28 protein-coding genes are annotated in these 26,969 nt (G+C 70.2%); 15 read left to right on the top strand and 13 right to left on the bottom strand.

The annotated features are described in order from the left end of the window. Positions 1-74 precede the first annotated feature (74 nt). The gene (locus tag HDA40_RS05475) at positions 75-983 is read left to right on the top strand and encodes an NADP-dependent oxidoreductase (RefSeq protein WP_253752578.1); all 909 of its coding nucleotides are present in this window, start codon (positions 75-77) and stop codon (positions 981-983) included. Here HDA40_RS05475 and HDA40_RS05470 read toward each other — a convergent pair. The 4 genes from HDA40_RS05470 to rffA all read right to left on the bottom strand — a co-directional run bounded on the left by HDA40_RS05470 (position 973) and on the right by rffA (position 4,450). Continuing rightward, a complete protein-coding gene (locus HDA40_RS05470; protein WP_253752575.1) occupies positions 973-1,692 on the bottom strand; it encodes a DUF72 domain-containing protein in 720 nt (239 codons plus the stop codon). The genes HDA40_RS05475 and HDA40_RS05470 overlap by 11 nt on opposite strands. A 39-nt stretch (positions 1,693-1,731) precedes the next feature. Further along, on the bottom strand, positions 1,732-2,232 hold the full coding sequence (locus HDA40_RS05465; protein ID WP_253752572.1) for a GtrA family protein: 501 nt from the start codon (positions 2,230-2,232) through the stop codon (positions 1,732-1,734). 11 nt (positions 2,233-2,243) lie between these two features. Next, the gene (locus HDA40_RS05460) at positions 2,244-3,212 is read right to left on the bottom strand and encodes a glycosyltransferase family 2 protein (RefSeq protein ID WP_253752569.1); all 969 of its coding nucleotides are present in this window, start codon (positions 3,210-3,212) and stop codon (positions 2,244-2,246) included. Positions 3,213-3,298: 86 nt separating this feature from the next. After that, on the bottom strand, positions 3,299-4,450 hold the full coding sequence (gene rffA / locus HDA40_RS05455) for a dTDP-4-amino-4,6-dideoxygalactose transaminase (RefSeq protein ID WP_253752566.1): 1,152 nt from the start codon (positions 4,448-4,450) through the stop codon (positions 3,299-3,301). 77 nt (positions 4,451-4,527) lie between these two features. On the opposite strand from rffA, the gene HDA40_RS05450 reads away from it, so the two are divergent. After that, complete coding sequence (locus HDA40_RS05450; protein ID WP_253752564.1) at positions 4,528-5,037, top strand: GNAT family N-acetyltransferase; 510 nt, start codon at positions 4,528-4,530, stop codon at positions 5,035-5,037. Further along, on the top strand, positions 5,034-7,049 hold the full coding sequence (locus tag HDA40_RS05445) for a hypothetical protein (protein ID WP_253752561.1): 2,016 nt from the start codon (positions 5,034-5,036) through the stop codon (positions 7,047-7,049). The genes HDA40_RS05450 and HDA40_RS05445 overlap by 4 nt, the downstream gene beginning before the upstream one ends. 48 nt (positions 7,050-7,097) lie before the next feature. Here the strand turns inward: HDA40_RS05445 and HDA40_RS05440 are convergent, their stop codons facing one another. Continuing rightward, positions 7,098-7,805 (bottom strand): class I SAM-dependent methyltransferase, encoded by a 708-nt coding sequence (locus HDA40_RS05440; RefSeq protein ID WP_253752559.1) that lies wholly within the window; start codon positions 7,803-7,805, stop codon positions 7,098-7,100. Between the two features lie 129 nt (positions 7,806-7,934). On the opposite strand from HDA40_RS05440, the gene HDA40_RS05435 reads away from it, so the two are divergent. Beyond that, positions 7,935-8,825 carry an NAD-dependent epimerase/dehydratase family protein gene (locus tag HDA40_RS05435; protein WP_253752556.1) on the top strand — a complete coding sequence of 297 codons (891 nt, stop codon included), beginning with the start codon at positions 7,935-7,937 and terminating at the stop codon, positions 8,823-8,825. A gap of 42 nt (positions 8,826-8,867) precedes the next feature. On the opposite strand, the gene HDA40_RS05430 is transcribed toward HDA40_RS05435, so the two are convergent. Next, positions 8,868-9,407 carry a DUF1697 domain-containing protein gene (locus tag HDA40_RS05430; RefSeq protein WP_253752553.1) on the bottom strand — a complete coding sequence of 180 codons (540 nt, stop codon included), beginning with the start codon at positions 9,405-9,407 and terminating at the stop codon, positions 8,868-8,870. Positions 9,408-9,461: 54 nt separating this feature from the next. On the opposite strand from HDA40_RS05430, the gene HDA40_RS05425 reads away from it, so the two are divergent. Next, positions 9,462-10,229, top strand: a complete 768-nt coding sequence (locus HDA40_RS05425; protein WP_253752550.1) for an exodeoxyribonuclease III — start codon at positions 9,462-9,464, stop codon at positions 10,227-10,229. Then, on the top strand, positions 10,229-10,513 hold the full coding sequence (locus tag HDA40_RS05420; RefSeq protein ID WP_253752547.1) for an acylphosphatase: 285 nt from the start codon (positions 10,229-10,231) through the stop codon (positions 10,511-10,513). Before HDA40_RS05425 ends, HDA40_RS05420 begins: the two co-directional genes overlap by 1 nt. 26 nt (positions 10,514-10,539) lie before the next feature. On the opposite strand, the gene HDA40_RS05415 is transcribed toward HDA40_RS05420, so the two are convergent. Further along, positions 10,540-11,172, bottom strand: a complete 633-nt coding sequence (locus HDA40_RS05415; protein ID WP_253752544.1) for an LUD domain-containing protein — start codon at positions 11,170-11,172, stop codon at positions 10,540-10,542. 129 nt (positions 11,173-11,301) lie between these two features. Between HDA40_RS05415 and HDA40_RS05410 the strand changes: the two genes are divergently transcribed. Further along, a complete protein-coding gene (locus HDA40_RS05410; RefSeq protein WP_253752541.1) occupies positions 11,302-11,661 on the top strand; it encodes a winged helix-turn-helix transcriptional regulator in 360 nt (119 codons plus the stop codon). Here HDA40_RS05410 and HDA40_RS05405 read toward each other — a convergent pair. The 3 genes from HDA40_RS05405 to HDA40_RS05395 are packed head-to-tail and all read right to left on the bottom strand — an operon-like array spanning position 11,651 to position 14,794. Then, positions 11,651-12,523 carry a carbohydrate ABC transporter permease gene (locus tag HDA40_RS05405; RefSeq protein ID WP_253752538.1) on the bottom strand — a complete coding sequence of 291 codons (873 nt, stop codon included), beginning with the start codon at positions 12,521-12,523 and terminating at the stop codon, positions 11,651-11,653. The two genes, HDA40_RS05410 and HDA40_RS05405, sit on opposite strands and share 11 nt — an antisense overlap. A 1-nt stretch (position 12,524) precedes the next feature. Then, on the bottom strand, positions 12,525-13,466 hold the full coding sequence (locus HDA40_RS05400) for a carbohydrate ABC transporter permease (protein ID WP_253752535.1): 942 nt from the start codon (positions 13,464-13,466) through the stop codon (positions 12,525-12,527). After that, the gene (locus HDA40_RS05395; protein WP_253752532.1) at positions 13,466-14,794 is read right to left on the bottom strand and encodes a sugar ABC transporter substrate-binding protein; all 1,329 of its coding nucleotides are present in this window, start codon (positions 14,792-14,794) and stop codon (positions 13,466-13,468) included. Before HDA40_RS05395 ends, HDA40_RS05400 begins: the two co-directional genes overlap by 1 nt. A gap of 218 nt (positions 14,795-15,012) precedes the next feature. Between HDA40_RS05395 and HDA40_RS05390 the strand changes: the two genes are divergently transcribed. Further along, a complete protein-coding gene (locus HDA40_RS05390) occupies positions 15,013-16,779 on the top strand; it encodes a carbohydrate-binding protein (protein ID WP_253752529.1) in 1,767 nt (588 codons plus the stop codon). 9 nt (positions 16,780-16,788) lie between these two features. On the opposite strand, the gene HDA40_RS05385 is transcribed toward HDA40_RS05390, so the two are convergent. Next, entirely contained in the window at positions 16,789-18,075 is a 1,287-nt protein-coding gene (locus HDA40_RS05385; RefSeq protein WP_253752526.1) for a CoA transferase, read from the bottom strand. A 22-nt stretch (positions 18,076-18,097) separates the two neighbouring features. Continuing rightward, positions 18,098-18,535, bottom strand: a complete 438-nt coding sequence (locus HDA40_RS42465) for a hypothetical protein (protein ID WP_253752523.1) — start codon at positions 18,533-18,535, stop codon at positions 18,098-18,100. 182 nt (positions 18,536-18,717) lie between these two features. Between HDA40_RS42465 and HDA40_RS05375 the strand changes: the two genes are divergently transcribed. The 5 genes from HDA40_RS05375 to HDA40_RS05355 all read left to right on the top strand — a co-directional run bounded on the left by HDA40_RS05375 (position 18,718) and on the right by HDA40_RS05355 (position 23,133). Beyond that, positions 18,718-19,890 carry a winged helix DNA-binding domain-containing protein gene (locus HDA40_RS05375; protein WP_253752520.1) on the top strand — a complete coding sequence of 391 codons (1,173 nt, stop codon included), beginning with the start codon at positions 18,718-18,720 and terminating at the stop codon, positions 19,888-19,890. 120 nt (positions 19,891-20,010) lie between these two features. Continuing rightward, the gene (locus HDA40_RS05370) at positions 20,011-20,661 is read left to right on the top strand and encodes an alpha/beta fold hydrolase (RefSeq protein ID WP_253752517.1); all 651 of its coding nucleotides are present in this window, start codon (positions 20,011-20,013) and stop codon (positions 20,659-20,661) included. Between the two features lie 131 nt (positions 20,662-20,792). Further along, on the top strand, positions 20,793-21,731 hold the full coding sequence (locus HDA40_RS05365) for a hypothetical protein (RefSeq protein WP_253752514.1): 939 nt from the start codon (positions 20,793-20,795) through the stop codon (positions 21,729-21,731). 78 nt (positions 21,732-21,809) lie between these two features. Beyond that, positions 21,810-22,289, top strand: coding sequence for a hypothetical protein (locus HDA40_RS05360; protein ID WP_253752511.1), 480 nt, complete (start codon positions 21,810-21,812; stop codon positions 22,287-22,289). Positions 22,290-22,299: 10 nt separating this feature from the next. Then, positions 22,300-23,133: an SCO6745 family protein gene (locus HDA40_RS05355; protein ID WP_443671299.1), complete on the top strand. Its 834-nt coding sequence runs from the start codon at positions 22,300-22,302 to the stop codon at positions 23,131-23,133. A 130-nt stretch (positions 23,134-23,263) separates the two neighbouring features. Here HDA40_RS05355 and HDA40_RS05350 read toward each other — a convergent pair whose 3' ends face one another. Then, complete coding sequence (locus HDA40_RS05350) at positions 23,264-24,166, bottom strand: NADP-dependent oxidoreductase (RefSeq protein ID WP_253752509.1); 903 nt, start codon at positions 24,164-24,166, stop codon at positions 23,264-23,266. A 128-nt stretch (positions 24,167-24,294) separates the two neighbouring features. Between HDA40_RS05350 and HDA40_RS05345 the strand changes: the two genes are divergently transcribed. Both HDA40_RS05345 and HDA40_RS05340 read left to right on the top strand, forming a co-directional pair. Beyond that, positions 24,295-24,492, top strand: a complete 198-nt coding sequence (locus HDA40_RS05345) for a hypothetical protein (RefSeq protein ID WP_253752506.1) — start codon at positions 24,295-24,297, stop codon at positions 24,490-24,492. A gap of 100 nt (positions 24,493-24,592) precedes the next feature. Beyond that, positions 24,593-26,920: an HAD-IC family P-type ATPase gene (locus tag HDA40_RS05340; protein ID WP_372502845.1), complete on the top strand. Its 2,328-nt coding sequence runs from the start codon at positions 24,593-24,595 to the stop codon at positions 26,918-26,920. Positions 26,921-26,969 lie beyond the last annotated feature (49 nt).

Genomic DNA, 26,969 nt, shown 5'->3' with positions numbered 1-26,969 from the left:
ACGTTCCTGTGATGGAGGTCGATGCTTGCGCCACCGGGTAGGCCCGTCCACACTGGACGCTTCGGAGGTGGGAGATGCGCGCGATCGCGGTGACTGCGCTGGGCGGACCGGAGGTTCTGCACGTCGTGGACCTGCCCGATCCAGCCGCCGGGCCAGGCCAGGTGCTGGTCCGGGTGCGGGCGGCGTGCGTACAGCCGGCCGACGCGGCGGCCCGGGTCGGCCGGCTCCCGGGCGGACCGGTTCCGCCGCCGTTCCTGCCGGGCTGGGACTTCGCCGGCGACGTGGTCGCCGTCGGCGCGACGGACAGCCGGTTCCACGTCGGCGACCGCGTCGTGGGGCTCGTGCCGTGGCACCTCACACGCGGCACGCCTGGCTCATACGCCCAGCTCGTTGCGGCTGACGTCGACTGGCTCACCGAACTGCCCACCGCGCTCGACTATGCGACAGCGTCGACCCTCCCGCTCAACGGCCAGACCGCGAGCCAAGCCGTGCGCATGCTCGCGGGCGACGGCCCGCTGCTGGTCGTGGGGGCGAGCGGCGGCGTGGGCGGCTTCGCGGTCCAGCTCGCCCGCCAGGCCGGTCGGCGCGTGCTGGCCGTGGCCAACGACCATGATCAGGATTGGGTACGCGAGATCGGCGCGGACGAGGTCGTCACGCGGTCGGCGGGGCCGGCCGCGCTGGGTCAGGCGCCCGCGGTGTTCGACGCCGTCCCGGTCGGCGCGGCGGCGGCGAACGCGACGAAGGACGGCGGAGTGCTCGTCACGACCCGGCCGACCGAGCCGGTCGATCCGGCGCGAGGCGTACGCCGGCAGGTCGTGCTCATCCGGCCGGACCAGCGCGTACTGCGGGATCTGGTGACGGCCGCGGCGGTCGGGCGGCTGCGTACGCGGGTCGCGGCGACGATCCCGTTCGAGCGGGCCGCCGAGGCGCATCGCATCATGGCGACGGGCGGGCTGCCGGGCAAGGTCGTGCTCACCTTCTAGCCAGGCGCTCCAGCGTGCGTGCGTTGTCGATCGCGGCCGCGCCGTGATCGTTGTTGAAGTACACGTAGACGGACTGCCGGCCGAACGCGTCCTGGACGCGGTCCAGCCATGACTTCAACGCGGTACGCCCGTAGCGCGGTCGAGGCCGGGCCGTCCCCTCGTGCAGGCGCAGATAGCCGAAGTCCGCCGTACGCCACAGCGGCGTGACCGGGCGTCCACCGCGATCCGCCCAGCTCAGCGCGGCGTTGTGCTTCTCCAGGACGCGCCGGACGTCGTCGGTCCACCACGACGCGTGCCGGGGCTCGACGGCGACCCGCACGTCCTTCGGGAAGCGCCGCAGCGTCTCGGTGAGCGCCTCAGGGTCGGCCCGCAGGGTCGGCGGCAGTTGCAGCAGCACCGGGCCGAGCCGGTCGCCCAATGCGTCCGCCCGGCTCAGGAACCTCGCGACCGGCTCGGCGGGGTCGGCCAGCCGCTTCACGTGGGTCAGATAGCGGCTCATCTTCACCGCCACGCAGAACCCATCCGGCGTACGCGTCCGCCACTGCTCGAAAGTCGACCGCTCGGGCAGGCGATAGAACGCGTTGTTGACCTCGACGGTGGCGAAGCGCTCGGCGTAGTACTCCAGCCAGCGCGCCTGGGCGAGGTCGTCCGGATAGAACGGGCCGCGCCAATCCCGGTACTGCCAGCCGGACGTGCCGATGAGGAGCACTCGTGCTGCGTACCCGGTTTCGCCGGAGATACGCCGCGCTCAGCGGCGCCCGCCGCCGAATGCCCAGCGCCGTTGCAGCGGGTAGTTGATCAGCGGGAACACGACGATCACGATGGCCTGGGCCACCAGCACCGGCATCGAGACCAGTTCGACGAGCAGTGGCATGGTGACCAGGCCGAAGACCAGCGCCCAGAGACAGGTCGCGTAGAACCGCAGGAACTGGGCGAACCCGCCCTGCCCGGCTTGGTAGACGCCGTGCTGATAGATCGGGTACGCCGTGACCGTCGTGAGGAAGTTCGCGATCGTCAGCGTCACCAGGTAATGGACGTGGTGGCCGACCAGCAGGAACAACACCGAGAAGTACGCGTACGAGATGACGGCGGTGATCCCGCCCGCGAGCAGGTAGCGCACGCGCGAGTCGTTGAGCAGCGTGACGGCGAGGCGGCCGACGCCGGGCACGTCGTCGAGCCAGGCCGGAATCCAGGGATGGCGTTCCTGAGCTGGTGGCGCGGCCTCCATCGGAGGGCTGGTCTGAGTCACGTGATCCTCGCTCAGCGGACGACCGTCTGCTGCTCGGCCTCACGCTGCGCGGGCGTCGAGGCGAGGCCGACCCGGTCGCGGATCACATAGGTGGGCCGGCCCATGCCGTGCGAGTGGATGCGCCCGACGTACTCGCCCAGCACACCGATGGCGATCATCTGGACCGAGGCGAAGATGGCGACCACCGTGGCGATGGTGGTGAACCCGGCGACCGTCGTGTTCCCCGTGAAGTAGAGCCAGAGCAGACGGCCGACGAGAGCCAGGCCGGCGAGGCCCACGAGGAATCCGACATACGTGACGATCCGCAACGGCCGCACCGAGTAGCCCACCGCGATGTCGACGGCTCGAGCGACGAGCGTACGCAGCGTGTAGCCGGACTCGCCTTCCTGGCGGTGCTCCATCCGGACCGCGACGCCCACGATCCGGGTCGTCGTCCAGGACAGCGCAACGTCGATCGACAGGTGCGGACCGGTGATGAGGTCGAACCCGCCGCGCAGGAAGGAGCGGAACGCACGGAAGGCGCTGAGGTTGCGGGCGTCCGGTACGCCGAGCCCGAGCGTCAGGGCCGCCTTGAGACCACGGGAGCCGATGTTGCGCCCGACCTTGTGCTCCTCCTCGACGGAGACGCCGTAGACCAGGTCGACGTCGTCCTCCAGCGCCGTGAGCAGGCGTGGGATCTCCTCCGGCGGGTGCTGGAGGTCGTCGTCCATCGTGACGATCACGTCGAACCGCGCGGCGCGTACGCCGGCCACGATCGCGTTGTGCTGGCCGTAGTTGCGGGCGAGCCGGATCGCGCGGGTGCGCTCGTGCAGCTGGGCGAGGTCGGCCGCGACCTGCCAGGTGTTGTCGGGGCTGCCGTCCACGACGAGGATGATCTCGTATTCGCCCGGCTGTTGCGCCAGGACCGGGTGGAGCCGCTCGACCAGCGCGGGGAGCGTCTTCTCCGACCGGTAGCAGGGAATGACGACGGAAACGGACATGCAACAACCTTTCGCGGCGCAGCGCGCCCACCCTACTCCCAGGTGGCGGGTCGTGCGAAATGATCGCACGGCCCGCCGGAGTGTCCTCAGCGGACCCGGAACTCCAGGACCGCCTCGGTGATCCGGGTCAGCTCCTCCGGCCGCAACCCGGCGAACAGCGGCAGGCGGAGCAGCCGGTCGGCGGTCGCGTCGGTGACCGGGCAGCCCTCCTCCGGCGCGCGGCCGTACTGCACGCCGGCCGGGGCCGAGTGCAGCGGCTGGTAGTGGAACGTCGCCTGGACGCCCCGCTCCTTCAGGTGGGCGAGCATGGCCTGCCGGTTGTCCAGGTCCGGGAGCAGCAGGTAGTAGAGGTGCGCCGGGTGCACCCGGTCGGCGGGGACCGTCGGCTGGGTGACGCCCTGTTCGCGGGCCCAGCCGGCCAGCTCGGCGTGGTAGTGGTTCCAGACCGCCATGCGCTGCGCCTGGATCTCCTTGAACTCCTCCAGCTGCGCGCACAGGAACGCCGCGAGCAGGTCGGACGGCAGGTAGCTGGAGCCGACGTCGATCCAGCGGTACTTGTCGACCATGCCGCGGAAGAACTGGCCCCGGTTGGTGCCCTTCTCCCGGATGATCTCCGCGCGGTCGTGGAACTCGGCGTCGCCGAAGACCAGCGCGCCGCCCTCGCCGCAGTGGACGTTCTTGGTCTCGTGGAAGCTCTGGGTGGCCATCGCGCCGATCGAGCCGAGCGGCTGACCGTGGTAGAAGCCGCCCAGGCCGTGCGCGTTGTCCTCGATCACGACCAGCCCGTGCCGGCGGGCGAGGTCGCCGATGGCGTCCATCTCGCAGGCCACCCCGGCGTAGTGGACGACGACGATCGCCTTCGTCCGCTCGGTGATCGCCGCCTCGATCAGGCGCTCGTCGATGTTGAGGGTGTCCGGGCGGCAGTCCACGAACACGGGGATCGCGCCGCGCAGGGCGTACGCGTTGGCGGTGGAGCAGAACGTGAACGAGGGCAGGATCACCTCGTCGCCCGGCTGCAGATCGAGCAGGATGGCCGACATCTCCAGCGCGTGCGTGCACGACGTGGTCAGCAAGGCGGAGGTTGCTCCGACGATCTCGGTCAGCAAGGCCGACGCCCGTTTGGTGAACGGCCCGTCGCCGGACAGCGGCCCGTTGGTCATCGCCTCGGTCATGTACGCCGTCTCTTGACCGGTGACGAAGGGCCGGTTGAACGGGATGGGCAAAGGGTTGTCCTGCACGGGTATGGACCCTAGCAACAATCTTGGCGAAGTGAGAGGTAGCATCCTGCGATGTTTGACCTGACGGGGAGATGATCATGTTAGTGGAAGCGACTGAGGCCGACCTCGCCTTGATCCGGACATGGCGTAATCATCCTCGCGTTCGGGACACTCATTTCTACACGCGGGAGATCACGCCGGAGCAACATCTCGGCTGGTGGGCGACGGTCGAGCGGGGTGACCGCAAGGTCTTGATCTTCCACTACCGCGACCGGCCCGCCGGAGTCGTGCATTTCGGGCAATTCGACCAGGCGGAGGGTTCCGCTCACTGGGGCTTCTTCCTGGACATCGAGGGCCTGGAGGAGCGCCGCGAACTGCTGGGCGCCTGGCTGCAACTGGAGCAGGAGGCCGTGGACCACGCCTTCGACGTGCTCGGGCTGACCTGGCTGCGCGGCGAGACGCTGACCGACAACACCGTGGTCCGTCAGTTGCACAAGCGGTTCGGCTTCACTGAGAGCCCGGTCTTCGAACGAGAGGTCGACGGCGTGACGCACCAGGCCGTGGTCACCGAGATGCACGCGGACTCCAGATCGGCCCGCCGCCGGTGAGCCCGGCGTCCACCGGCGCCCCGCGATCCGCGTGGCGTCTGCTGGCCTCCGGCTGGGTCCCCGCCGGGTTGACGGCGCTCTTCGCCGTGCTGCTGCTCAAGGCGTACGGGGTCGGGCTGACCGACCTCGCCCTGTTCAGCGGCTACATTCTCGTCGTCGTGACCCTGCCCGGCCTGCTGCTATGGCGGGCGCTGCGCCGCAAGGCCGGCCCGATCGCCCTCGACATCGCCGCTGGGCTCGCCCTGGGCTACCCACTCAGCGTGTTCGTCTACATCGGATTCCGGGCGGCCGGCGTACCGCAGCTGGCGGTCGTGCCGTCGATCCTGGTAGTGGCGGCCTTCGCGCTCGTACCGGGGCTGCGCCGCCATTGGCATGGTTCGGGCGAGCGCGCGCCGCTGTGGTGGTCCTGGATCCTGGCCGGATTCGTCGTCGCCCTGTTCTGCTGGACGGCGATCGACTTCTTCCGGCGGAACGGGACCAGCTGGCCCGGCAACAGCCAGCCCTATCAGGACATGGTCTTCCACCTCGCGCTGGCCGCCGAGTTCAAGCACCACTTCCCGGCGATGATCCCGTACGTCGTCGACGAGCCCCTGCACTATCACTGGTACTACCACGCCCATCTGGCCGCGGCGAGCTGGGGCAGCGGGATCGAGCTGCAGACTCTGCTGTTCCGGCTGGGCCTCATGCCCGTGCTGGCCGGCTTCGTCGTGCTGACGGCGTACACCGCCAAGGCGGTGGTCAAGACCTGGTGGTCCGGGCCGGTCGTGGTGTTCTTCACGCTGGTCGGCACGTCCTGGTTCAACACCGTCGGCACCGGATGGATGCTGGTCAACCTCTGGATCAGCCCCACCCAGGTCTTCGCCGCGATGATCTTCGGCGCGTTGGCGTACCTGGTCGTCGACCTCCTGCCCCGGGCCGCGACCAAGGGCGAGTGGCTGCTGTTCGTGCTGCTCGCGGCCGGCGTCGCCGGGGCGAAGGCGACGTTCGTGCCGATGCTGCTCGCCGCGGCGGCTTTCGTCGCCGCGGTCGGCCTGGTCTTCCGCCGCCGGCTCGATCGCACCGCCCTGATCGCGACCGCCCTGACCGCGCTGGTGTTCGTGGCGGCGATGCTGCTGCTGTTCCGGGGCGGCTCGGCCGGTATGCGGATCGTGCCGTTCGCGATGCGCGGCCCGGCGGAGTCCTACGCCGAGATGACGCTCCGGATCGTCGTCGGCTGGCTCGGCGTCTGGGCCGGCGTGCTCGGACTGGTCGTGGCGGGCCGGCGGGCACTGAACCAGGCCGTGTTGTTCTGCCTGGGGCTGGGCGCGGCCGCCATCGGGGTCGTGATGCTGACCTCCCAGCCCGGCGGCAGCCAGATGTACTTCCTGTCGTCGGCCAAGCCCTACCTGGTGATCGCCGCGGTGGCCGGCATCGCCGGGCTCCTGGGCGAACCGGTGCGGCAGTGGCGCCGCGGGCTGGCGGTCGTGCTCGTGGCAGTGATGCTCGGCGGCGCGCTCACGAACCTCAAGGCGTACACGAAGCCGGTCGAGAGCACCACGAAGACCGGCCTTCGGGGCTACCCGCGCGGCACGACGGGGCAGATCCCGCGTGGCGGCGTCGAGGCGATGCGCTGGCTGCGCGACCACTCGTCGCCGGGCGACCTGGTCGCGACCAACGTCCACTGCCTGCGGGTGACCGTTCCGGCCTGCGACAGCCGCAGCTTCTGGGTGTCGGCGTACGCCGAGCGCCGGGTGCTGGTCGAGGGCTGGGTCTACACGGACTCGGCGATGAAGACGGCCGGCACACGCAAGGACTACCAATGGGCGCCCTACTGGGAGCCCGAGATCCTCGCCGCGAACGACCGGGCCTTCACCGCGCCGAGCGCCGAGTCGGTCGACCTGTTGCGGGACAAGTACGGAGTCCGGTGGCTGGCGGTGGACCGCCGGGTCCCCGCCGACGTCACCGGGTTGGCCGCGGTCGCCGACCTCAAGTACACCGACCACGACACCCTGGTCTTCGAAGTCCGGCGCTGACCGCGCCGGCCCGCCCCGCCGGACAGGCGGGGCGGCGCGCACGGGTCGTCAGGCGGGGCGGTGCGCCCGCATCATCAGGGAGACGCCCGGCAGCGAACTCACCGGCAGGAAGCGCTCCGCCTTGATGATCACCCCGAGGCCGAGGTTCACCACCGGGGACACGGCCGTCACGTCGCCGACGGTGTCGTCGACCGCGGCGGTCTTGCGGCGCATCTTCACGACCGGCCGTAGCAGCACGTTCCAGCTGCGCAGGGAGTCGATGGTCAGGCCGGCGCCGGAGATCAGCTCGGTGAGCGTCTCCCGGGTGTACCGCCGGAAGTGATGGCTGGCTTCGTCGTACGCCGACCAGAGCGCCATGTCGCACGGCACGGCGATCAGCGCCGTGCCGCCCGGGCGCAGCACGCGGAAGATCTCGGCGGCGGCCCGCTGGTCGTCCTCGATGTGCTCGAGGACGTCGAACGCCAGGAACAGATCCTGCGACCCGTCGTCGAGCGGGAGCTGGGTGGCGTCCGCCTGCATGGCGTTCAGCCCGCGTTCCTTGGCGATGCGTACGCCCGCCTCGGTGTATTCGGTGGCCAGCACGTCCCAGCCGAGTTCCTTCAGCACGAGGGAGTTGCCGCCGCCGCCCGCGCCGATCTCCACCGCTTTGCCGGGGCGCAGGCCCCGGACCTCCTTGGCGATGATGGCCCGGCGTTCGCGGTACCACCAGTGCTTGTCCTCGCCCTGCGTGAACGCGATAACTTCTGCGTCTTGCACCGGTACCCTCCGTCTGACCGCTTTGTCGACAGCACGCCATGGTAGTGACGAGACGCCTTCTCGGGAAGGCCCACGCGCGGTCGCCGGGCCGGTTGCCTGGTCGGCGGCGTCCGCAACTAAAGTAGCCGGGTGACTTCTACGATCCTTGTGACCGGCGGTGCCGGGTTCGTCGGCGGCAACCTGATCAAGCTCCTGCTGACCGAGCGCCCCGACGCCCAGATCATCTCCGTGGACAACTACTTCACGGGGTCGGTCGAGAAGCACGTCACCGACCCCCGGGTCCGCTACCTGACGGGGTCGACCGTCGACATCCGCAAGATCTGGGCCGAGCACGGCCTGGGCTCCCCGGACAGGGTCTTCCACCTCGGCGAGTACTCGCGGATCGTGCAGTCCTTCGACGACGTCGACCTCACCTGGGAGTTCAATCTCCACGGGACCAAGGAGGTCGTGAAGTTCGCCCACGAGCACGGCGCGAAGCTGGTGTACGCCGGGTCCAGCTCGAAGTTCGGCAACGACGGGGCGGACGAGAACCTCAACCCGTACGCCTGGACCAAGGCGAAGAACATCGAATACATCAAGAACTTCGCGTCCTGGTACGGGCTGGACTACGCGATCACGTACTTCTACAACGCGTACGGGCCGTGGCACATCACCGAGGGCCGCTACGCCACCGTCATCGGCATCTTCGAGCGCCAGTACCTCGCCGGCGAGCCGCTGACCGTCGTCGACCCCGGTACGCAGACCCGCGACTTCACGCACGTGAGCGACATCGTCCGGGGCGTCGTCCTGGCGGCCGAGAAGGGCTCCGGCGACGGCTACCTGCTGGGCACCGGCCGGGAATGGCCGCTCCTCGAGGTCGCGCGGATGTTCGGCGCCGAGATCGAGATGGTGCCCGCGCTGCGCGGCGAGCGGACGCGGGGCCGGGCCGACACCAGCAAGGCGGCCACCCTCGGCTGGGAGCCGACGGTGAAGCTCGACGAGTACGTCGCGGACTTCGTCGCCCGTCACCCGCGCGGGTAGTCGCGCGGTCAGTCCGGCAGCGGGGTCATTCCAGCGGTGCCGTCAGTCCAGCAGGTCGCGCAGTTTCAGGACGGTGTTCCAGTTCCGAGCGGTCGCGACCAGGCCGGGCAGCCGCTTCTTCCACCAGCCCGGGGTGAGTTTCGTGTTCGCCTGCCCGTTCGGGTGCCACGAGTGGATCTCGCGATCGCCGGCGAGCACCACCTCCGGCGCGTACGCCGTGGTGTCGTCGGCGGTGAAGAGCTTCGCGTCGGGCTCGCCGTTGAGGAACGTGACGAGTTGGTAGGACGGCTTGTCGGCGATCCCGGCCAGCGGATTGGCGGCCACGATCCGGTCGAGGTCGGCGCGGGTCACGACGACGCAGCCGATCACCCGGCCGTAGCGGTCCTCCAGCGCCTGCTCGATCTGCGTGGCGAGCTGCGCCGGGGTGCCCTTCGGGGCGTCGAAGACGGCGTTGCCGCTCTGGAGCAGCGTCTTCACGTTCGTGAAGCCGAGGCCATCGAGAAGCGTCCGCAGGTCGGCCATGGAGACCTTGTTGCTGCCGCCGACGTTGATGCCCCGCAGGAGAACCCCGAACTTCGCCATGACGCGATCATCCCACGAGCACCGGGTGTCAGCCCTATGGCCTACGGTGGGGTCATGCGACTGGCGACCTGGAATGTCAATTCGGTCAATGCCCGCCTGCCGCGGCTGCTCGACTGGCTGGAGTCCGTCCGGCCCGACGTGGTCTGCCTGCAGGAGACGAAGACGGCCGACTTCCCGGTCGCCGAGGTGGACAAGCTCGGTTACGAGACGGCCGCGCACGGGCTCAACCGGTGGAACGGGGTCGCCCTGTTGTCCCGGGTCGGCTTGGCGGACGTGTCGCCCGGCTTCCCCGGCGAGCCGGGCTTCCCCGACCCGGAGGCGCGGGCGCTCGGCGCGACCTGCGGCGGCGTACGGGTGTGGTCGGTGTACGTGCCGAACGGGCGGACCCCCGACGACCCGCATTACGCGTACAAGCTGACCTGGCTGGCGGCGCTGCGGACCGCGCTCGGCGACGAGCTGGGAGGGCACGCGGAGCTCGCGGTGTGCGGCGACTTCAACGTGGCGCCCACCGACGCGGACGTCTGGGACCCGGCGCAGTTCGTCGGCGCGACCCACGTGACGCCGCCGGAGCGCGAGGCGTTGCGGCACCTGCTCGACCTCGGCCTGCACGACATCGTGCCGAAGCCGATGAAGGGACCGAATCCGTTCACCTACTGGGACTACCGGGCCGGGATGTTCCACCAGGACAAGGGAATGCGCATCGACCTCGTGTACGCGACCAAGCCGCTGGCCGACCGGGTGACCGGGGCCTACATCGACCGGGAGGCCCGCAAGGGCAAGGGCCCGTCGGACCACGCTCCGATCGTGGTGGACCTCGGCTGATGAGTGAGATCATCCGCAGGCGGGTCGTGGTCGCCGGCCTCGTCCAGGGCGTCTACTTCCGGGACACGTGCCGTCGCAAGGCACTCGCGCACAATGTCGCCGGCTGGGTCCGCAATCGCCGGGACGGCGCGGTCGAGGCGGCTTTCGAGGGCGCGCCCGACGACGTCGACCGGTTGCTGCGCTGGGCGCGGCGAGGACCGGAGGACGCCGTGGTGAAGACCTTCACGGTGGATGAGGAAGACCCGGTGGGGGACACCGGCTTCCTCATCCTCCCGACCGCCTAGAACACCGCTGGCACACCGCCTGGAACTCAGAACCCGATGGGCTCCCGGACGAGCACCACCACACCGCGTTCGGGCAACCACTCGTGCTCGATGACGAGGATGCGGCTGAGGAACGAGGTCTGCCCGGCCAGTTCGTTCAGCCGCCGCCACTCCTTCGGCAGGCTGTGCGTACGCAGTCGCCGCAGGCCGGTCGCGAGATCGGGAACGACCTTCTGCGCGCCGACGATCCACACTGCTTTCTTCGCGCCGGAGGCGTACGGGGCGAACTGGCTGCCGCTGGCCGAGCCGATGACGAGGTGACCTTCCTCGGTGACGGCGTGCACGCTGCCGACGACGACGTCGGGCAGTGCGCCGAGGCGGATCCGCGCCCACATGTCGTCGCCCAGGTCGCCGGCCTCGGCGCGGACGGACTGGAAGCCGCCGGACTCGTCGAGATCGGCGAGGATGCCCGACAGCCGCAGGGTCTCGCTGCTGGCGGTGAAGACGGCCTGGTCGCGAGGGACGAGTTCGCCGACGACGAGTTTGCGGGCGTCCTCGGCGGTGTCGACGACGTGGACGACGAAACCGTTGGTACGCAAGGCTTCGGCTGCGCGGTCGAGCTGCTCCGCCGACGCCGGTACGCCGAAGGCTTCGTCGAGGGCGGGTGCTTCCTGAGACATCTGGGTCTTCCTCCCGGGTGGTTCTCCGAAGTAACTGACCCCATCGTCGGGAACTCTGGACGGAAGCGGAAGAAGGCACTATTTTCTGCCTCAGTGACGAATCTCTGCCTCAGTGACCTGGAGGTAACCATGGACCTGTCGGTTCGGAACGACCTGACCTGCCAGGTCCGGGACGTGCTCGACCGGGTCGGCGACAAGTGGACGCTCAACGTCGTCTACCAGTTGCGCGACGGCAGCCGCCGGTTCACCGACCTCAAACGCTCCATCGAGGGGATCAGTCAGCGGATGCTCACCGTGACGCTGCGCAACCTGGAACGGGACGGGCTGGTCGAGCGTACGGTGCACGCCGTCGTGCCGCCCCGCGTCGACTACGAGCTGACCGAGATGGGGCAGACCCTGCTCAAGACAGCCTGGGAGCTGATCGACTGGGCGGAGCGGCACGCGGAGGACATCGCGCACGCGCGGGTGCGCTACGACGCTATCCCTTGATCGCTCCGCTGGTCAGCCCACGGACGAACTGGCGCTGGAAGGCCAGGAAGGCGATCACCGAGGGCAGCAGGGCCAGCATGGCGGCGGCCAGCAGCACTCCTATCCCGACCTCCTCGTCCGACCGCAGCGTACGCAGTGCGATCGGGAGCGTGTACTGCGACGGCTCGGTCGCCACGATGAGGGGCAGCAGATACTGGTCCCAGATCATCGTGAAGCCGAAGACACCGATGACGCCCAGGGCCGGACGGCACAACGGCAGGATGATCGAGAAGAAGGTACGCAGCTCGCCGGCCCCGTCGATGCGGGCCGCCTCCTCCAGTTCGACCGGGACCTCCTTCATGAACTCCGTCATGACGAGGATCGAGAAGCCCCACGCGCCGACCGGCAGGATCATCCCGGCGTACGTGCCGATCAGGTTGACGTCGAACGGCGGCACGTCGGCCAGCACCACCGACAGCGGGATCGTGATGACCTCCTCCGGCAGCATCATCGTCGCCAGGACCGCCAGCATGATCAACGCGGCGAACCGCATCTTGTGCCGGGCCAGGGCGTACGCGGCGAAGACGCTGACCAGCATCTGCAGCAGCAGCCCGAAGCCCACCACGACGAACGAGTTGATCAAGTAGTGGTAGACGTCGCGGTCGGCGGCCGCCACGAAGTTGCGGACGGTGAAGCCGCCGTCGGGGACGAGGGAGAACCCGGTCGGGTCGACGACCTTGGAGAAGGCGCCGATCATCAGGGCCACCAGCGGTCCGGCGAAGACCACCACCATCAGTGCGTACAAGACGAAGACGCCGATCCGGGCGCCGAGCCCGCGGCGATGCGCGAGCCCGAGGACGGTGTCGAAGCGTTCGGCGCTCATTTCAGACCTCCCGGCGGCGCAGCGCGCGAACCGCGACTGTGAGGATGACGGTCGCGGCGAACAGCACGATCGACCCGGCCGCCGCGATGCCGAGTTCGCCCTGTTGCAGGCCGAGCTTGTAGATGAGGGTCATGAGCACCTCGGTCGAGCCGTTCGGCGCGCCGTTGGTGAGCAGGAAGACCTCGGTGAACACGCGGATGCCCCGGATCGCGGCGAGCGTGATCAGGATGACGAAGACCGGGCGCAGCGCGGGCACGGTGACGTGGCGGAACCGCCGCCAGGTGCCCGCGCCGTCCACTGCGGACGACTCGTAGAGCGATCGGTCCACCCCGGCCAGCCCGGCCAGGAAGATCATCATGTCGTAGGGTGCGCCCCGCCAGACGCCCACCGCCATGATGGACAGCAGCGAGCTGTGCTCGTCGGCGAGGAACGGCTGGGGCGAGATCGCGAACCAGCCGAGGATCGTGTTGAGCGGGCCGTTCGCGGCCGGGTGGTAGAGGATCCGCCACACCTCGGCCACCACCGCGATGGTGGTGACGACCGGCAGGAAGGCGGCGGTGCGGACGAACCACAGGACCCGGGAACTGCCCTCCAGCAGCAGCGCGAGGATCAGTCCGAAGAACATCGAGCCTGCGGTCGTGCCGACGGCGAGCACCACGCTGTGCCAGAGCGCGGCGGTGAACTGGTCGTCGGTGACGATCTCCTGATAGTTCTGACCGCCCACCCACTGGTCGCCGAGATAGCCGCGGATCTCGTAGAAGCTCATCCGCAGCCCGTCGGCCATCGGCAGGTACTTGAAGTAGAACAGCAGGATCAGGGCCGGAGCCAGGAACAGCCAGGGCACGACGGGGGAGCGCCGCCGCGGCCGGCGGCGCCCCAGGATCGTGCGGCGGTCCTCGGTGGTCCCGATGGCGCGGCGGGACTCCGCGGTGCGAAGAACCATCAGGCGAGTGCGTTCTGCTTCGAGAGCAGGTCACCGAGCTGGCCGGCCAGCTTGTTCATGGCCGCCTGCACGTCGGCGCCGCAGTCGGCCATCACGGCGTTGATGGCGTCGGCCGCGGTCTGCCGGAACGGAGCCCAGTTGGGCACCGGCGGGCTGTACACCCCGGCCTCGTCGTAGACCTTCTGGAAGGCGAGCCACCGGGGGTCCTTGCGGACCGAGGCCATGTCGACCCCGGTGTTGACGGACAGCCGGACGATCGCGCCGGGGTCGTCGGCGTTCATGCCGATCTTCTGCCCGTCGACCGAGGTCGCGTACTCGGCGAACTTCTTCTGCCCGGCCTCGTTGTCCGAACCGGCCATCAGATAGACGTTCTCGCCCTCGGCCAGCGCGCCGGGACCGCCGGACGGGCCGGCCGGCAGCGCGATCGCCTCGACCTTGTCGCTGCCGAGGCTCTTCACGAACCGGGCCAGCACGTACGGGCCGACCAGGTAGATGCCCGCCTGATTCTTCTCGAAGACCTCGTGCGCGGTGGTGGTGTTGACGTTCACCGCGCCCGGGTTCACCGACTTGTCCACGCAGAACCGGTCCTGCAGCCACTTCACGGCCTCGACGGACTTCGCGTCGCCGACGGCCGGCTTCCACTTGCCGGTTCCGGCCGGCGCCACGAAGTCGCCGCCGTTGCCCCAGATGTACGAGGAGGCGTACCAGGACATGTAGCCGCGCTGCGTGGTGCCGGGGATGTCGAACCCGGCGGTGTCGGCCTTGCCGTTGCCGTCCGGGTCGTTCTTCGTGAACGCCGCGCCGAGGGCGGCCAGGTCGGCCCAGGTCTTCGGCTCCGGCAGGTTCAGCTTCTTGCGCCAGTCCGCCCGGACCAGGAGCAGGAACGCCTGCGCCGAGAACGGTACGCCGTAGTACTTGCCGTCGGTGGCGGTCGCCGCCTTCCAGGCTCGCTCGGAGATCTTGTCTGCGCCGGCGAAAGTGGACTTGTCGACCTGGCGCAGCCAGCCCTGCGACTGCATGTTGCCCAGTTGTGCGGTGTCGTTGATGACGATGTCGGGCAGCTTGTGCTGGGCGCCCTGCTGCTGAAGCTTGGTCTCGAAGTCGTCGAAGATCGCCACCACCTTGGTGGGGACGCCGCTTGCCTGCGTGAACGCCTGCGCCAGGCGCTCGGCGGTCTTGGCCGAGTCGGAACCGGCCGCCTGCCGGATCCAGATCTCCAGCTCTCCCTTGGCGTTCTGCTGGGCGCCGTCGTCGCCGCCGCACGCGGTGGCCGACAGCGCGGTGGCCATCACGGCGAGGAGCGCGACGGCGTACCGGAGTCTCTTCACGGTCACTCCTTGAGGGGGAAGTGTTCGGGGCGCGGGATTCGGTTCACGTATGTGGACGGATGTTGCTCAGGCGTCCGTGGTTCACGTGAAGATATCCACGGTGTTAAGCGCACGTCAACGATCCATCGCTCTATTCCGGTCTTTCGAAGAAAACGGAACTGCTCTATCGTGATGCGACGGTTAGTCAGATTACCTAACAGAAACCAGAAGGGAAGCGCATGAAGAGACACGCCCTCGTGCGGGCGGCCGTCCTCACCTCCGCGCTGCTGGCCACCGCGATCTGGGCGCCGGGCGCGTCGGCCGCCCCGACCCGGTACGAGGCGGAGAACGGCGTCTGCGACGGCACGATCGACTCCAACTGGGCCGGTTACTCCGGGACCGGGTTCTGCAACACCGCCAACGCCGTCGGCGGCTCGGTGACCTGGACGGTGACCGCCACCGCGGCCGGCACCGCGACCCTCGGCCTCCGGTACGCCAACGGCACGACCACCGACCGTCCGGCGAACGTCGTCGTCAACGGCGCGACAGCGGCGTCCGCCGTCTCCTTCCCCGGCACCGGCGCGTGGACGACATGGGTCACCAAGACCGTGACCGTCCCCGTCGTCGCCGGGTCGAACACGATCCAGCTGGCGGCGACGACCGCCAACGGCGACGCCAACGTCGACTACCTCGACGTCGAGGTCACGCCGACCCCCATCGCGACCGTCTACCAGGCCGAGGACTGCACGATCGCGCAGGGCGTCGTCGAGGCCAACCACGCCGGATACACCGGTGCCGGGTTCGTGAACTACGACAACGCGACCGGTTCTTATGTGGAGTGCTCGGTGAGCGTGGCGAGCGCCGGGACCTACACGCTGACCTTCCGGGCGTCCAACGGCACCACGGCCGGCCGGCCGCTGTCGGTGGCCGTGAACGGCTCGACCGTCAACGGCTCGCTGGCCTTCGCGTCCACGACGAACTGGGACACCTGGGCCGACGTGCCGCAGACGGTGACCTTGACCGCCGGAGCCAACGTCGTACGCGCCACCGCGACGACGGCAAACGGCGGACCGAACCTCGACAAGATCACCGTCTCTAGTGGAGGAACGACGCCGCCGGCGAACCCGATGGCCGCCGCGCCCTACGAGTACCTCGGCTGGGGCAGCCCGCAGGATCCGGTCACCGTCATGAACACCACCGGGATCAAGTGGTTCACCCTCGCCTTCATCCTGTCCGACGGCACCTGCAACCCTGCCTGGGACGGCAGCCGGCCGCTGACCGGCGGCAACGACCAGACCCAGATCAACCGCATCCGGGCCAACGGCGGCGACGTCATGGTCTCCATCGGCGGCTGGTCCGGCGACAAGCTCGGGGAGAAATGCACCAGCGCGTCGGCGCTCGCCGGGGCGTACCAGAAGGTGATCAACGCGTACGCGCTGAAGGCGATCGACATCGACATCGAGGCCACGGAGTGGTCGAGCGCGACGGTCCGGCAGCGGGTGATCGACGCGCTGAAGATCGTCAAGACGAACAACCCGGGCGTCAAGACGATCATCACCTTCGGCACCACGCCGACCGGCCCGGACAGCACCGGCCTCGACATGATCGCGCGGGGCGCGAACTCCGGGCTCGCCAACGACGTGTGGGCGATCATGCCCTTCGACTACGGCGGCTTCTCCGGCGACATGGGCGACGCGACCATCGCCGCCACCGACGGGCTCAAGAACGCCGTCAAGAACGCGTACGGGTATTCGGACGCGGTCGCGTACTCGCACGTCGGGTTCTCGTCGATGAACGGCAAGACCGACGAGGCCGGCGAGACCGTCACCGTCGCCGACTTCCAGCAGATGCTCGCCTACGCCAAGAGCAAGCACCTGGGCCGGTTCGCGTACTGGTCGATCAACCGCGACCGCGCCTGCGGCGGCGGGACCGACGCCGACGCGTGCAGCGGCATCTCGCAACAGCCCTACGACTTCACCAAGATCGTCGCCCAGTACCAGGGCTAGATCTCCCGACTAGGGCCTCCCGGGCCACGAGCCGGAACCGAAGGCAGGCTGGGCCACGGTCAAGTCACCCACCGTGGTCAGCGTCGGTTCCGGCTCGCGGCCCGCCAGCTGTTCGCGCGGGGGCAGGTCCAAGAGCCATCTACTGGTACGCGCAAGGCACAACTCGGCGATGTGACCGGAGTCCGTGCTGAGCTGGGCGGCCAACGCGCGCAACACGGCAGCGGCGAGCAGGTAGCCGGTGCCGTGGTCGAGCGCCTGCGCCGGCAGCACCCCCGGTCTGTCCACAGTGCCCTCGGTGGTGCCCTCGATGAGCGCGATGCCGGTGGCCGCCTGGACCAGGCTGTCGAAGCCGCGCCGGCCGGACCAGGGCCCGTCGCCGCCCCAGGCCGAGAGCCTCGCGACCACGAGGCCCGGCCGCCGATCGAGCAGGGCGGCGGGGGACAGGCCGAACCGGTCCAGCGCACCCGGCCGGTAGCCGGTCACCACCACGTCGGCGTCGGCCAGCAACTCCGCGAAGGCGGCGTGATCGGTGGGGCGGGCCAGGTCGAGTTGCGTGGACCGTTTGCCGAGCCCGGTGTCGAGCCACTGGCCTTCCAGCTCCGGCAACTGCGGCGGATCGATCCGGAGCACGTCGGCGCCCAGGAAGGCGAGCGTACGGGTGGCGACCGGGCCGGCGATCACCCTCGTCAAATCCAGCACCTTGTATCCGGCCGCCGGGCGATCACCGGTGAGCACCGGTCGCTGCTTTCGGCGTATCGCTGGAGCTGGATCGGAATGGACGATCAGCGGCAACCGGGCGACGGCCTGGCCTGGCGCGGAGGCTGCCCATTCCTGGGCCGTACGCACGGCGAACGCGAGCCCGCCCGCGGCGAGCACCTGCGTCTCCACCTCCTGAGCGGACCGTTCGGCGATGGCCGCGCGGACGTCGGGGCCGAGGATCCGGTGGAGCCGTTCGCGGTGATGCGGATAGTTCGCGTGGGTACGCACCCAGCCGTCGGCGGCGCGGAAGAACGCCGAGTCCGGCGCGAACGCCTCGAAGCCGTGCCCGGCGCGGCGCAGGTGCCGGTCGCTGGTGAACGCGGTCGCGACGCGTGCGGCGTCGATCTCCACCTCGGGTGTCTTCGCGCCACGGGCTTGCGCCAACTCGGCCGCCGCGCAGGCGCACGCGGTCACGGTCGCCAACGCGAGGTCGGCGACTGGGAGCGCGGCCGCCAGCACCGGCTGATCCGCTACGCGGTACGCGGGCGCCGGCCCGCCGCCGAGCGCCGTCCACGCCTGCTCGAACGCTGTGCGCATGCGTCCGAGGGTATGCGCCCGATCAGCCTGGACCGGTGCGGCCCTCCGGCGACGGACGCAACCGGCGGCCCTCCACCGAGGTGGGGTCGGGATCGCCCTTCTCGTGATCCTGCAGCGCCCAGGGCGTCTCGCCGAACTCCTCCTCGGCCCCGGCGTCCTCCCCGGTCACATCGTCGGCCTGACCGTCCGAGGAGTAGGTCGCGAGCGCCCGGTCCAGCTCGGACAACGGCAACGACTCGGGATCGCGCCACAGGTCGGCGTCCTCCTCCGGCAGTGCCATGAGCAGGCCCTCCCGGGTGTACCGGCCTTCCGGCACGAGGTCGAGCCGGGCCAGCAGGCCGGATGGGGCGTGCTGCCGCTCCGCCTCCGCCCGCAGCTCGGTCGTGTTCTTCTCACCGCCGTCGCGGAACGCACGGTCGAGGAGCCGGTCGAGCGCGGCGGACTTCTCTTCCTTCGCCATTCCTCCTGCATACCCCCTTCCGCCCCCTCCCCGCCGCGCTCCCGCCATTTTCCGCGCGATCATGAACTAACGGTCGTGATCAACCGGTGTGTCGCGGCTGAAACCCCATGATCAACGCCTCGGCGGCATGATCGACGGCGGATGACGGAGCGGTGTCGGTGGGGTCTGGTATCAACGGGGGCATGCGGAAGATCACCGTGGCCGAGCGGCGGGCGAGACTGGCTCGGCGGCATCGGCTCAGCACCCCGGCGGCGTCGATCGACGAGGCGGTGCGGGCGGTGGGCGTACTGCACGCCACCGATCCGGCGACGGTGTATCTGTCGGTCTTCGCCCGATATCCCGGCGCGACCGTGGAAGCCCTCGACAAGGCGTTGTACGCCGATCGCACGCTTCTGCGCCTGCACGGCATGCGGCGTACGTTGTTCGTCGCCCCGGTCGACCTCGTCCCGGCGATCCAGCGGGCCTGTGCGCTGGCGGTGGCGGCGCAGTCGCGGAAGACCTACGTCAAGCTGATCACCGAGGCGGGCGCGGGGGACGCCGCTTGGCTGGCGGAGCTCGAACGGGCCGCGGAGACGGCGCTGGCCGCGCGCGGCGAGGCGACGGCGGCGCAGCTGTCCGTCGACGAGCCGAGACTGCGTACGCAGATCACCGTCGCGCCCGGCAAGCCGTATGAGGCCAAGCAGACGATCACTGCGTGGATCCTGTTCCTGCTCGCCGTCGAGGGCCGGATCGTCCGGGGCCGTCCCGCCGGGGGCACCTGGACGAACACGCAGTGGACCTGGTCGCCCATGCAGCAATGGCTGCCGGGCGGCGTACCGGAGGTGGCCGAGGAGCAAGCCCGCGCCGAGCTGGCCAGGACCTGGCTGGCCGCGTTCGGCCCGGCGCCTGCGGCCGACCTCAAATGGTGGGCCGGTTGGACGCTCACCCAGGCCCGCAAGACGCTGGCCGCGATCGGCGCGGTCGAAGTGGACCTCGACGGCGAGGTCGGTTTCGTGCTGCCGGAGGACGTCGATCCGGTCGCGGATCCGGAGCCGTGGGTTGCGCTGCTGCCCGCGCTCGACCCGACGCCGATGGGCTGGTCCGCCCGGGAGTGGTACCTCGGCGAGCACTCCGGGGCGGTGTTCGACCGGACGGGCAACGTCAGCCCGACGGTGTGGAGCGACGGGCGCATCGTCGGCGGCTGGGCGCAGCGGGCGGACGGCGAGATCGTGTTCCGGCTCCTCGAGGACGTGGGCGCGGACAAGATCGCCGAGATCGAGCAGGCGGTCGGCCGGTTGCAGGGCTGGCTCGGCGACCTGCGGATCGCGCCGCGCGGCCGTCGCCACAGCGACCTCGAACGGACCCTCCTCTCGTGATCACCGCGCCAGCCATGTCGGTTCGCGCGGCGAGATGTCCGGTCAAACAGCATGGCTGACGCAATGATCATCGACTAATGGGGACAGGAGCTGTCCGCAATGGGGGTTAGCGTGGCAGACATGACGACATTCGTACTGGTCCCCGGCATGTGGCTCGGCGCTTCGGCCTGGCGGGACGTGGTGAGCCGGCTGACCGCGCTCGGGCATTCGGCGTACCCGTTGGATCTGAGCCTGGAGCCGGGCACGGATCTGGACGCGCACGTTGCCGAGGTGATCGCGGTCCTGGAGAAGAACGATCTGCGGGACGTGGTGCTGGTCGGCCACAGCTACGGCGGCATGGTGGTGTCGACGGCGGCCGGGCAGGCCGCGGACCGGATCGGCCGCGTGGTCTATGTGGACAGTGGGCCGCTGCCGGACGGAGTGTCGCAGTTCGACACCACCGCGCCGGAGGAGCAGGAGCAGACCCGGGCCGCGGTGGTCGACGGCCTGGTGCCGGTGCCCGCCGGAGTGCCGGAGGCGGTGCGCGCCGAAGGTCGGCCGCACCCGTTCGCCTCGGTGACACAAGGCGTCCACTACACGCCGGAGTACGCGACGCTCCCGCAGACCTTGGTCACCTGCTCCTTCCCGGCCGATCAGGTACGCGGGATGATCGCGGCGGGCCATCCGTTTTTCGCCCGGCTTCAGGGGGCCGATGTGGTCGAGCTGATGGGGGACCACTGGCCGATGTACAGCCGCCCGACGGATTTGGCGGATCTGCTCGCGAACCTCTGACCAGCCGGAACGTCCAGTTGGGACGCGTGTTCGGGTAACGCTCGGAGTTTTTGTCGTACCTCACCGTTATCGTCGGCCATGACAGGTGCTTCACCCCTAACCGCTGCCACAGACAGCAGGGAGTTCCGGTCATGGCGATGGAGATGCCGCCTTGGTGCGGCCGATGCGATCAGCAGACGCGCAGGTTCGACCTGGGCGACAGTGAACGCCGCTGTCCCGAGTGCCACCCCTACTGGGCGTTCGGCCACTCCTCGATCGATCCCGCGCGGGTGCCGGTCGGGCGGGCCGCGCAGGAGCAGGCCGTCCGCTGGCTGCTCTACGAGTTGGTGAGCCTGCGTGAGTTGCAGCCGCCCGAGCTGCGCCGCCGCCTCAGCCGGTTCTTCGAGGCCGGGTGGACTCCGCTGGACGTCGTCCACGCCCTCGACCACGACCCGGACGGCAGTTCGGCGCGGGGCGTGCCGCTCGCGGGCGACCTGCCCGCTCGCGTCGAGCAGCGGGTCCTCAACCTGCTGGCCGCGTGGTGCGACGCCGACGGGCAGCTGTTGGCGTCCATCTCACAGCAGGCGGCCAGCCGTCGCGAGCGGATGCACGAGCGGCAGCGGGCCGCGCACGCGGCCTGGGCGGAGGTAGCGGCGCGGCCGATCAACCCCGACGCCGCCCTGGTCTCCGGGGCCCGGGGCATCGCCGCCGAGGCGCGTCGCCGGGCGGAGCACCTGCGGCTGGAAGGACGCCGCCGGGAGCGGGCGGCGCTGGCGGCCCAGGCCACCGCGATCCGCGCCCGGCAGGATCGGATCAACGACAGCGCCCAGCGGCTCGCGGCGTACGCGGTCCGCACGGCGGCCGGTGTGGGCGAGGTCGAGGACCTCGCGGCGACACGGCATGAGTGCGCGGCCGAACTCGATGACACCGCGTATGAGCTGCATGTGGTCTCGTCCGGGTGCGACGCCGACGTCACCCCTTCGGTCGCCGACTTCGGTTCGGCCGGGCGTCGCAACGCATCTACTTCGATGAGACGATCTGTGGGCGCATCGGCGGCCCGCCGCGGCGGCACTCAGCGACGCGCTGCCTGAGTGGACTCTTTCCAGTAGCGTGTCGGCGTTCGGGGCCGGGACCCTCGTGCCGGCCCCCAAGGGGAGGAGAACAAAGGCATGTCCGAAACAGAGACCAGCGGCGGCGCGAAGATATTCCGGGGGTTGCTCTTCGCCGTCGTCATCGTCGGGGCGATCGTGCTTCTGGCCGTCTTCTGGCGGCAGGTGCTCAACAGCGGCAAGTCGCTCGGCGAGGTGATCACCGACGGCTTCCCGTCGCAGAGCGGCCAGCGCGTCGCCGTCGTGGTCTTCCTGATCCTGGCGGTCCTGCTCGGCATCGGGTTCTCGCACGCCGGGCACTACACGGCATACGGGCTCGCCGTCGGTCTCGGCCCGCTGCTGTGGTTCCTGTTCTGGGAGGGCTTCCCGCCGCTCGGACTCAAGACGAGCTGGGCCGAGAGCGCCGGCCTGCCGCACCTCGACCCGTGGACGGTCATCCTGTGGGCGATCGTCGCCGACGTCGTGATCACTCTGGTCTTCGTGCCGCTGGAGTTCCGGGAGAAGTACCTGCGGCGCAAGCACGCCCTGGACGCCGACTAGGGCCGGCGCCATGCATCTCGCGCGTCGCATGTGGACACTGTTCGAACCGCTCCACGCGGTGACCTACTTCGCGCCCGAGGCGCGCGAGCACTTCGAGGCGGCCGGCCTGCGCGGATTCTGGCGGGGCTACTTCGCCGGGCGGGCCGCCGTGCTCGGCCCGGTCGGCCCCGCCCCCGTGGTGGCGGCGTTCTTCGGGTTCGCCCCGGCGACGGTGGCCCGCGCTCTGCCCGACGTTTGGAGCCGGGCCACTCCGGCCGCCGCCCTGCAGGCACGGCAGGCCGGCGCGGTCGCGGCACTGAAGGGTCTGCTGGCCGGTGTCGGCACCGAGCGCATCGCCGAGGCGGCCGAGCTGCTCAGCCAGACCGCGCTCGCAGCCGACACTGCTGGACGCGTTCTCGGCGCGGCCAACCTCGCCCTGCCGATGCCGGACGACCCGTACGCCCGGCTCTGGCAGGCCGCGACGGTGCTGCGCGAGCACCGGGGCGACGGGCACGTGGCCGCCCTGGTGACGGCCGGTCTCGACGGCTGCGAGGCGCTCGCCTGGCGTTCCGGGCTCGACCTGTCCCGCGAGACGCTGCAACCAGCCCGAGGCTGGACCGACGAGGAATGGGCGTCCGCCATCGGCCGCCTGCATCAGCGGGGCTGGCTGACGTCGGCGGGGACCGCTACGACCACTGCGGTTGAGGCGTACCGGCGGATCGAGGCGATCACCGACGACGCTGCGATGCGGCCCTGGCGCGCGCTCGGCTCGACCGGCCGGCTCGTCGAACTGCTCACCCCGCTCGCCCGGGCGGCGGCGCGGTCGATTCCGGCGATCAACCCGATCGGCCTGCCGCGAGTGTGACCTGCTTGGTCGGCTCGTTGGTCGGCTCGCGCCGTCGGCCTCATGCAGATCACGGTTACGCATGCCATCTACGGCGACGGAGGCATGCGTAACCGTGATCTGCATGAAGAGCGGCCCGCGGGGGCAGGTTCTAGAGGGTGACCACGACCTTGCCTCGGCCGTGGCCGGACTCCACCGCTTCGTGGGCGGCGACCACATCGTCCACTGAGTACGCGCGGACGGGCAGCACGATCTTGCCCGCAGCGGCGAGGGCGACCACCTCGGCCAGCCGTTGTGGGGAGCGACCGGCCCGGACGACCCGGGTGCCGTATTCGGCCGCGGCCGCGTCGTCCACGATGGTGCCGATCCGGTCCCGGTCGGCGACGAGTTCGACGGAGGCGGCGATCGCCCCTCGCCCGGCGGCGTCGAGCGCCACGTCGACGCCCTGCGGCGCGACCGCCCGGACTCGCTCCACCAACCCGTCCCCGTACGCGACGGGCAGTGCGCCGAGCGTACGCAGATAGTCGTGGTTGGCCGGGCCGGCGGTGCCGACCACGGTCGCCCCGGCCAGCCGGGCTAGCTGGACGGCGATGGTGCCGACCGATCCGGCGGCGGCGTGCACGAGCAGGGTCTCGCCCGCGGCGACCTTGAGTTCCAGCAGCGCCCCGGAGGCGGTCTGCGACGCGGCGACCAGTGCGGCGGCGCTGGGGAAGTCCAGCTCGGCGGGCTTGCGGACGGCGTTCTCCGCCGGGACGACGACGTACTCGGCGACGGCGTTGAGCATGGTCGACCCGAGGACTTCGTCTCCCTCGGCCCAGCCGGTGACCCCTTCGCCAACCTGGTCGACGATGCCGGCGTACTCCTGGCCGATCTGCTGCGGGAAGGCGGCCTGCACCCAGGGCATCGTCCCGGTACGCACGCCGACGTCGAACGGCTGCACCCCGGCGGCCTGCACGCGTACGCGTAGCTGGCCGGGTCCGGCCGACGGATCGGGCAACTCCGCGAGACGAAGCACATCAGGCGGGCCGAACTGGTCGAAGACGACTGCTCTCATGGTTCCCCAGCCTGCCTTCTCAACCATGGTTGAGGTCAAGCACCCCGGCCGGGCATGGTCAACGTCGGTCGCGAGGCGGCCGGACCTGTGCAAGATTGAGGTGAAGGACGGCAGAAGGGATGTATGCCATGAGCCGCGATGCCATCGAGCCGATCGAAGAAGACGAGAACACCGCGGAAGCGGTGGACGACGAGGTGCCCGTCGCCGCGCTGGCCCCGCCAGACGGGGATACGCCCGACGCCGCCACGCCCATCTTCCGTGAGCCCGGGGAGGAGCCGGTCTACCGGACGAGCGCTGAGCCGCAGGGGGACCCGATCTACCGTTGATCATGGTCCACCGGAGTTGATCAGGGTGCGGCGGACACGACACACCGGTTGATCACGCCCGTTAGTTCATGATCGCGGAAAACGACGGGGATGCCGCAGGATGGGGGGTGTGGGTGGGCAGGGTGAGCAGGGTGGGCTGACAGGGCTGACGGGGCGGGAGGTGGCCGAGCGGGCCGCTGACGGCCGGGTGAACCGGGTCGCGGGACGCGGCAGCCGCACGGTCGGGCAGATCGTCCGGGCGAACGTCCTGACCCGGTTCAACGCGTTGATCGGTGCGTTGTGCGCGTTGGTGCTGGTGTTCGGGTCGCCGATCGACGCGCTGTTCGGCCTCATCATCGTGGTCAACAGCGCGGTCGGCGTGATCCAGGAGCTACGGGCCAAGCGCACCCTCGACCAGCTGGCCCTCGTCGGCCGGGCGCCGGTGCGCGTGCGCCGGGACGGCAAGGAGGCCGAGGTCCCGCCGGAGCAGGTCGTGCTGGACGACGTCGTGCTCCTGGCGACGGGGGAGAAGGCCCCGGTCGACGGCGAGGTGGTCGAGAGCGACCATCTGGAGATCGACGAATCGCTGCTCACCGGCGAGTCGGACCCCGTGGACAAGGCGACCGGCGATCGCGTCCTGTCCGGCAGCTTCGCGGTCGCCGGGGCCGGCGCGTTCCGGGCGACGAAGGTCGGCGACGACGCGTACGCCGCGAAGATCGCGGCCGATGCGGGCCGGTTCAGCCTGGCTCAGTCGGAGCTGTATCAGGGCATCAACCGGTTCCTGCGCCTGCTGACCTGGGTGATCATCCCGGTGGGCGCGCTGCTGGTGATCGCGCAGTTCACCCGGGGGTCGAGCGTCTCCGAGGCCGTCATCGGCTCGGTCGCCGGGGTCGTGCCGATGATTCCCGAGGGCCTCGTGCTGATGACCAGCGTCGCGTTCGCGGTCGGCGTGATCCGGCTGGGCCGCCGCCGCTGCCTGGTCCAGGAACTGCCCGCCGTCGAGGTGCTCGCGCGCGTCGACACCCTCTGCCTCGACAAGACCGGCACGCTCACCGAGCCCGGCATGCGCCTGCGCACCATCGAGCCGATCGACGGCCAGGACGAGGGCCGGCTGCGTACCGTCCTGTCCGCGCTGGTCCAGTCCGACGATCGGCCCAACGCCACACTGCAGGCCGTCGGCGACGCGGTGGGTCAAGCTCCGTCCTGGCGGGTACGCGAAAAGCAGGTCTTCTCGTCGGCGCGAAAATATTCGGGGGCGGACTTCGACGGTCAGGGCGCCTGGTTGCTCGGTGCGCCGGAGGTGCTGCTCCCGGCCGGTTCCTCGACTGCGAAGCGAGCGGGCGAGCTGGCCGCGCAAGGGTTGCGGGTGCTCGTGCTGACCACCGCGCCGTCGCTGTCCTCTTCGGACGGGCGTACGCCGGCGGCGCTGATCGTGCTGGAGCAGAAACTGCGGGCGGCCGCCCCGGCGACCCTGAAGTACTTCGCCGAGCAGGACGTCACCGTGAAGGTCATCTCCGGGGACAATGCGGCGGCGGTCGGGGCCATCGCCGGGCAGGTGGGCGTACCGGGGTCGGGGGATCCGTGCGACGCCCGGACGCTGCCGACCGGCGGGGACGACCTCGTGGCCGCCGTCGAGCAGCACGCGGTCTTCGGCCGGGTCACGCCGCAGCAGAAGCGGGAGTTCGTCGAAGCGCTGCGGGGCCGGGGTCACGTGGTCGCGATGACCGGTGACGGGGTCAACGACGCGCTCGCGCTGAAGGAGGCCGACCTCGGCATCGGGATGGGCTCCGGCAGCGGCGCCACCCGGGCGGTCGCCAAGGTGGTGCTGCTCGACGACGACTTCTCGGTGCTGCCGTCGGTCCTCGGGGAGGGCCGTCGGGTGCTGGCCAACATCGAGCGCGTCGCCAACCTGTTCCTCACCAAGACGGCGTACTCGATCCTGCTGGCGCTGGCGGTCGGGGTGGCTCAGCTGCCCTTTCCGTTCCTGCCCCGGCACGTCACCCTCGTGGCGTCGCTGACCATCGGCATCCCCGGCTTCTTCCTGGCCCTGGCGCCGTCGAGCGAACGCGCCCGGCCCGGCTTCGTGCCGCGCGTACTGCGGTTCGCCATTCCGGCCGGGATCGCCTGCGCGACGGCCACCTTCGTGGCGTACGCCCTCGCCCGGGCAGTCGGCGGGACGTCGCTGGAGGCCGACCGGTCGACGGCGACGCTGACGCTGTTCCTGGTCGCCTGGTGGGTGCTGCTGCTCGTCGCCCGCCCCTTGAACGGCTGGAAGATCGGGCTGCTCGCCGCCTCGGCCGGGGCGTTCGCGCTGGTGGCCCTGGTGCCACCGGTCGCCGAGATCGCCGCCTTGACCGTCGGCGATCTGAGCAACGACGGGATCGGTGTGCTCTGCGCCGTGGCGGCCTCGGCCGCATTGACCTGGGTGGTTGCCAAGCTCCGGCGGTGAGCGTACTGTATCGATTCAGAACCACTGGATCGATACAGAAGTCACCGTA

The organism is Hamadaea flava (assembly GCF_024172085.1).
Classification (GTDB): Bacteria; Actinomycetota; Actinomycetes; order Mycobacteriales; family Micromonosporaceae; genus Hamadaea; species Hamadaea flava.
The sequence above is the reverse complement of the archived record's forward strand: the minus strand, read 5'-3'. Positions and strand labels throughout refer to the sequence as shown.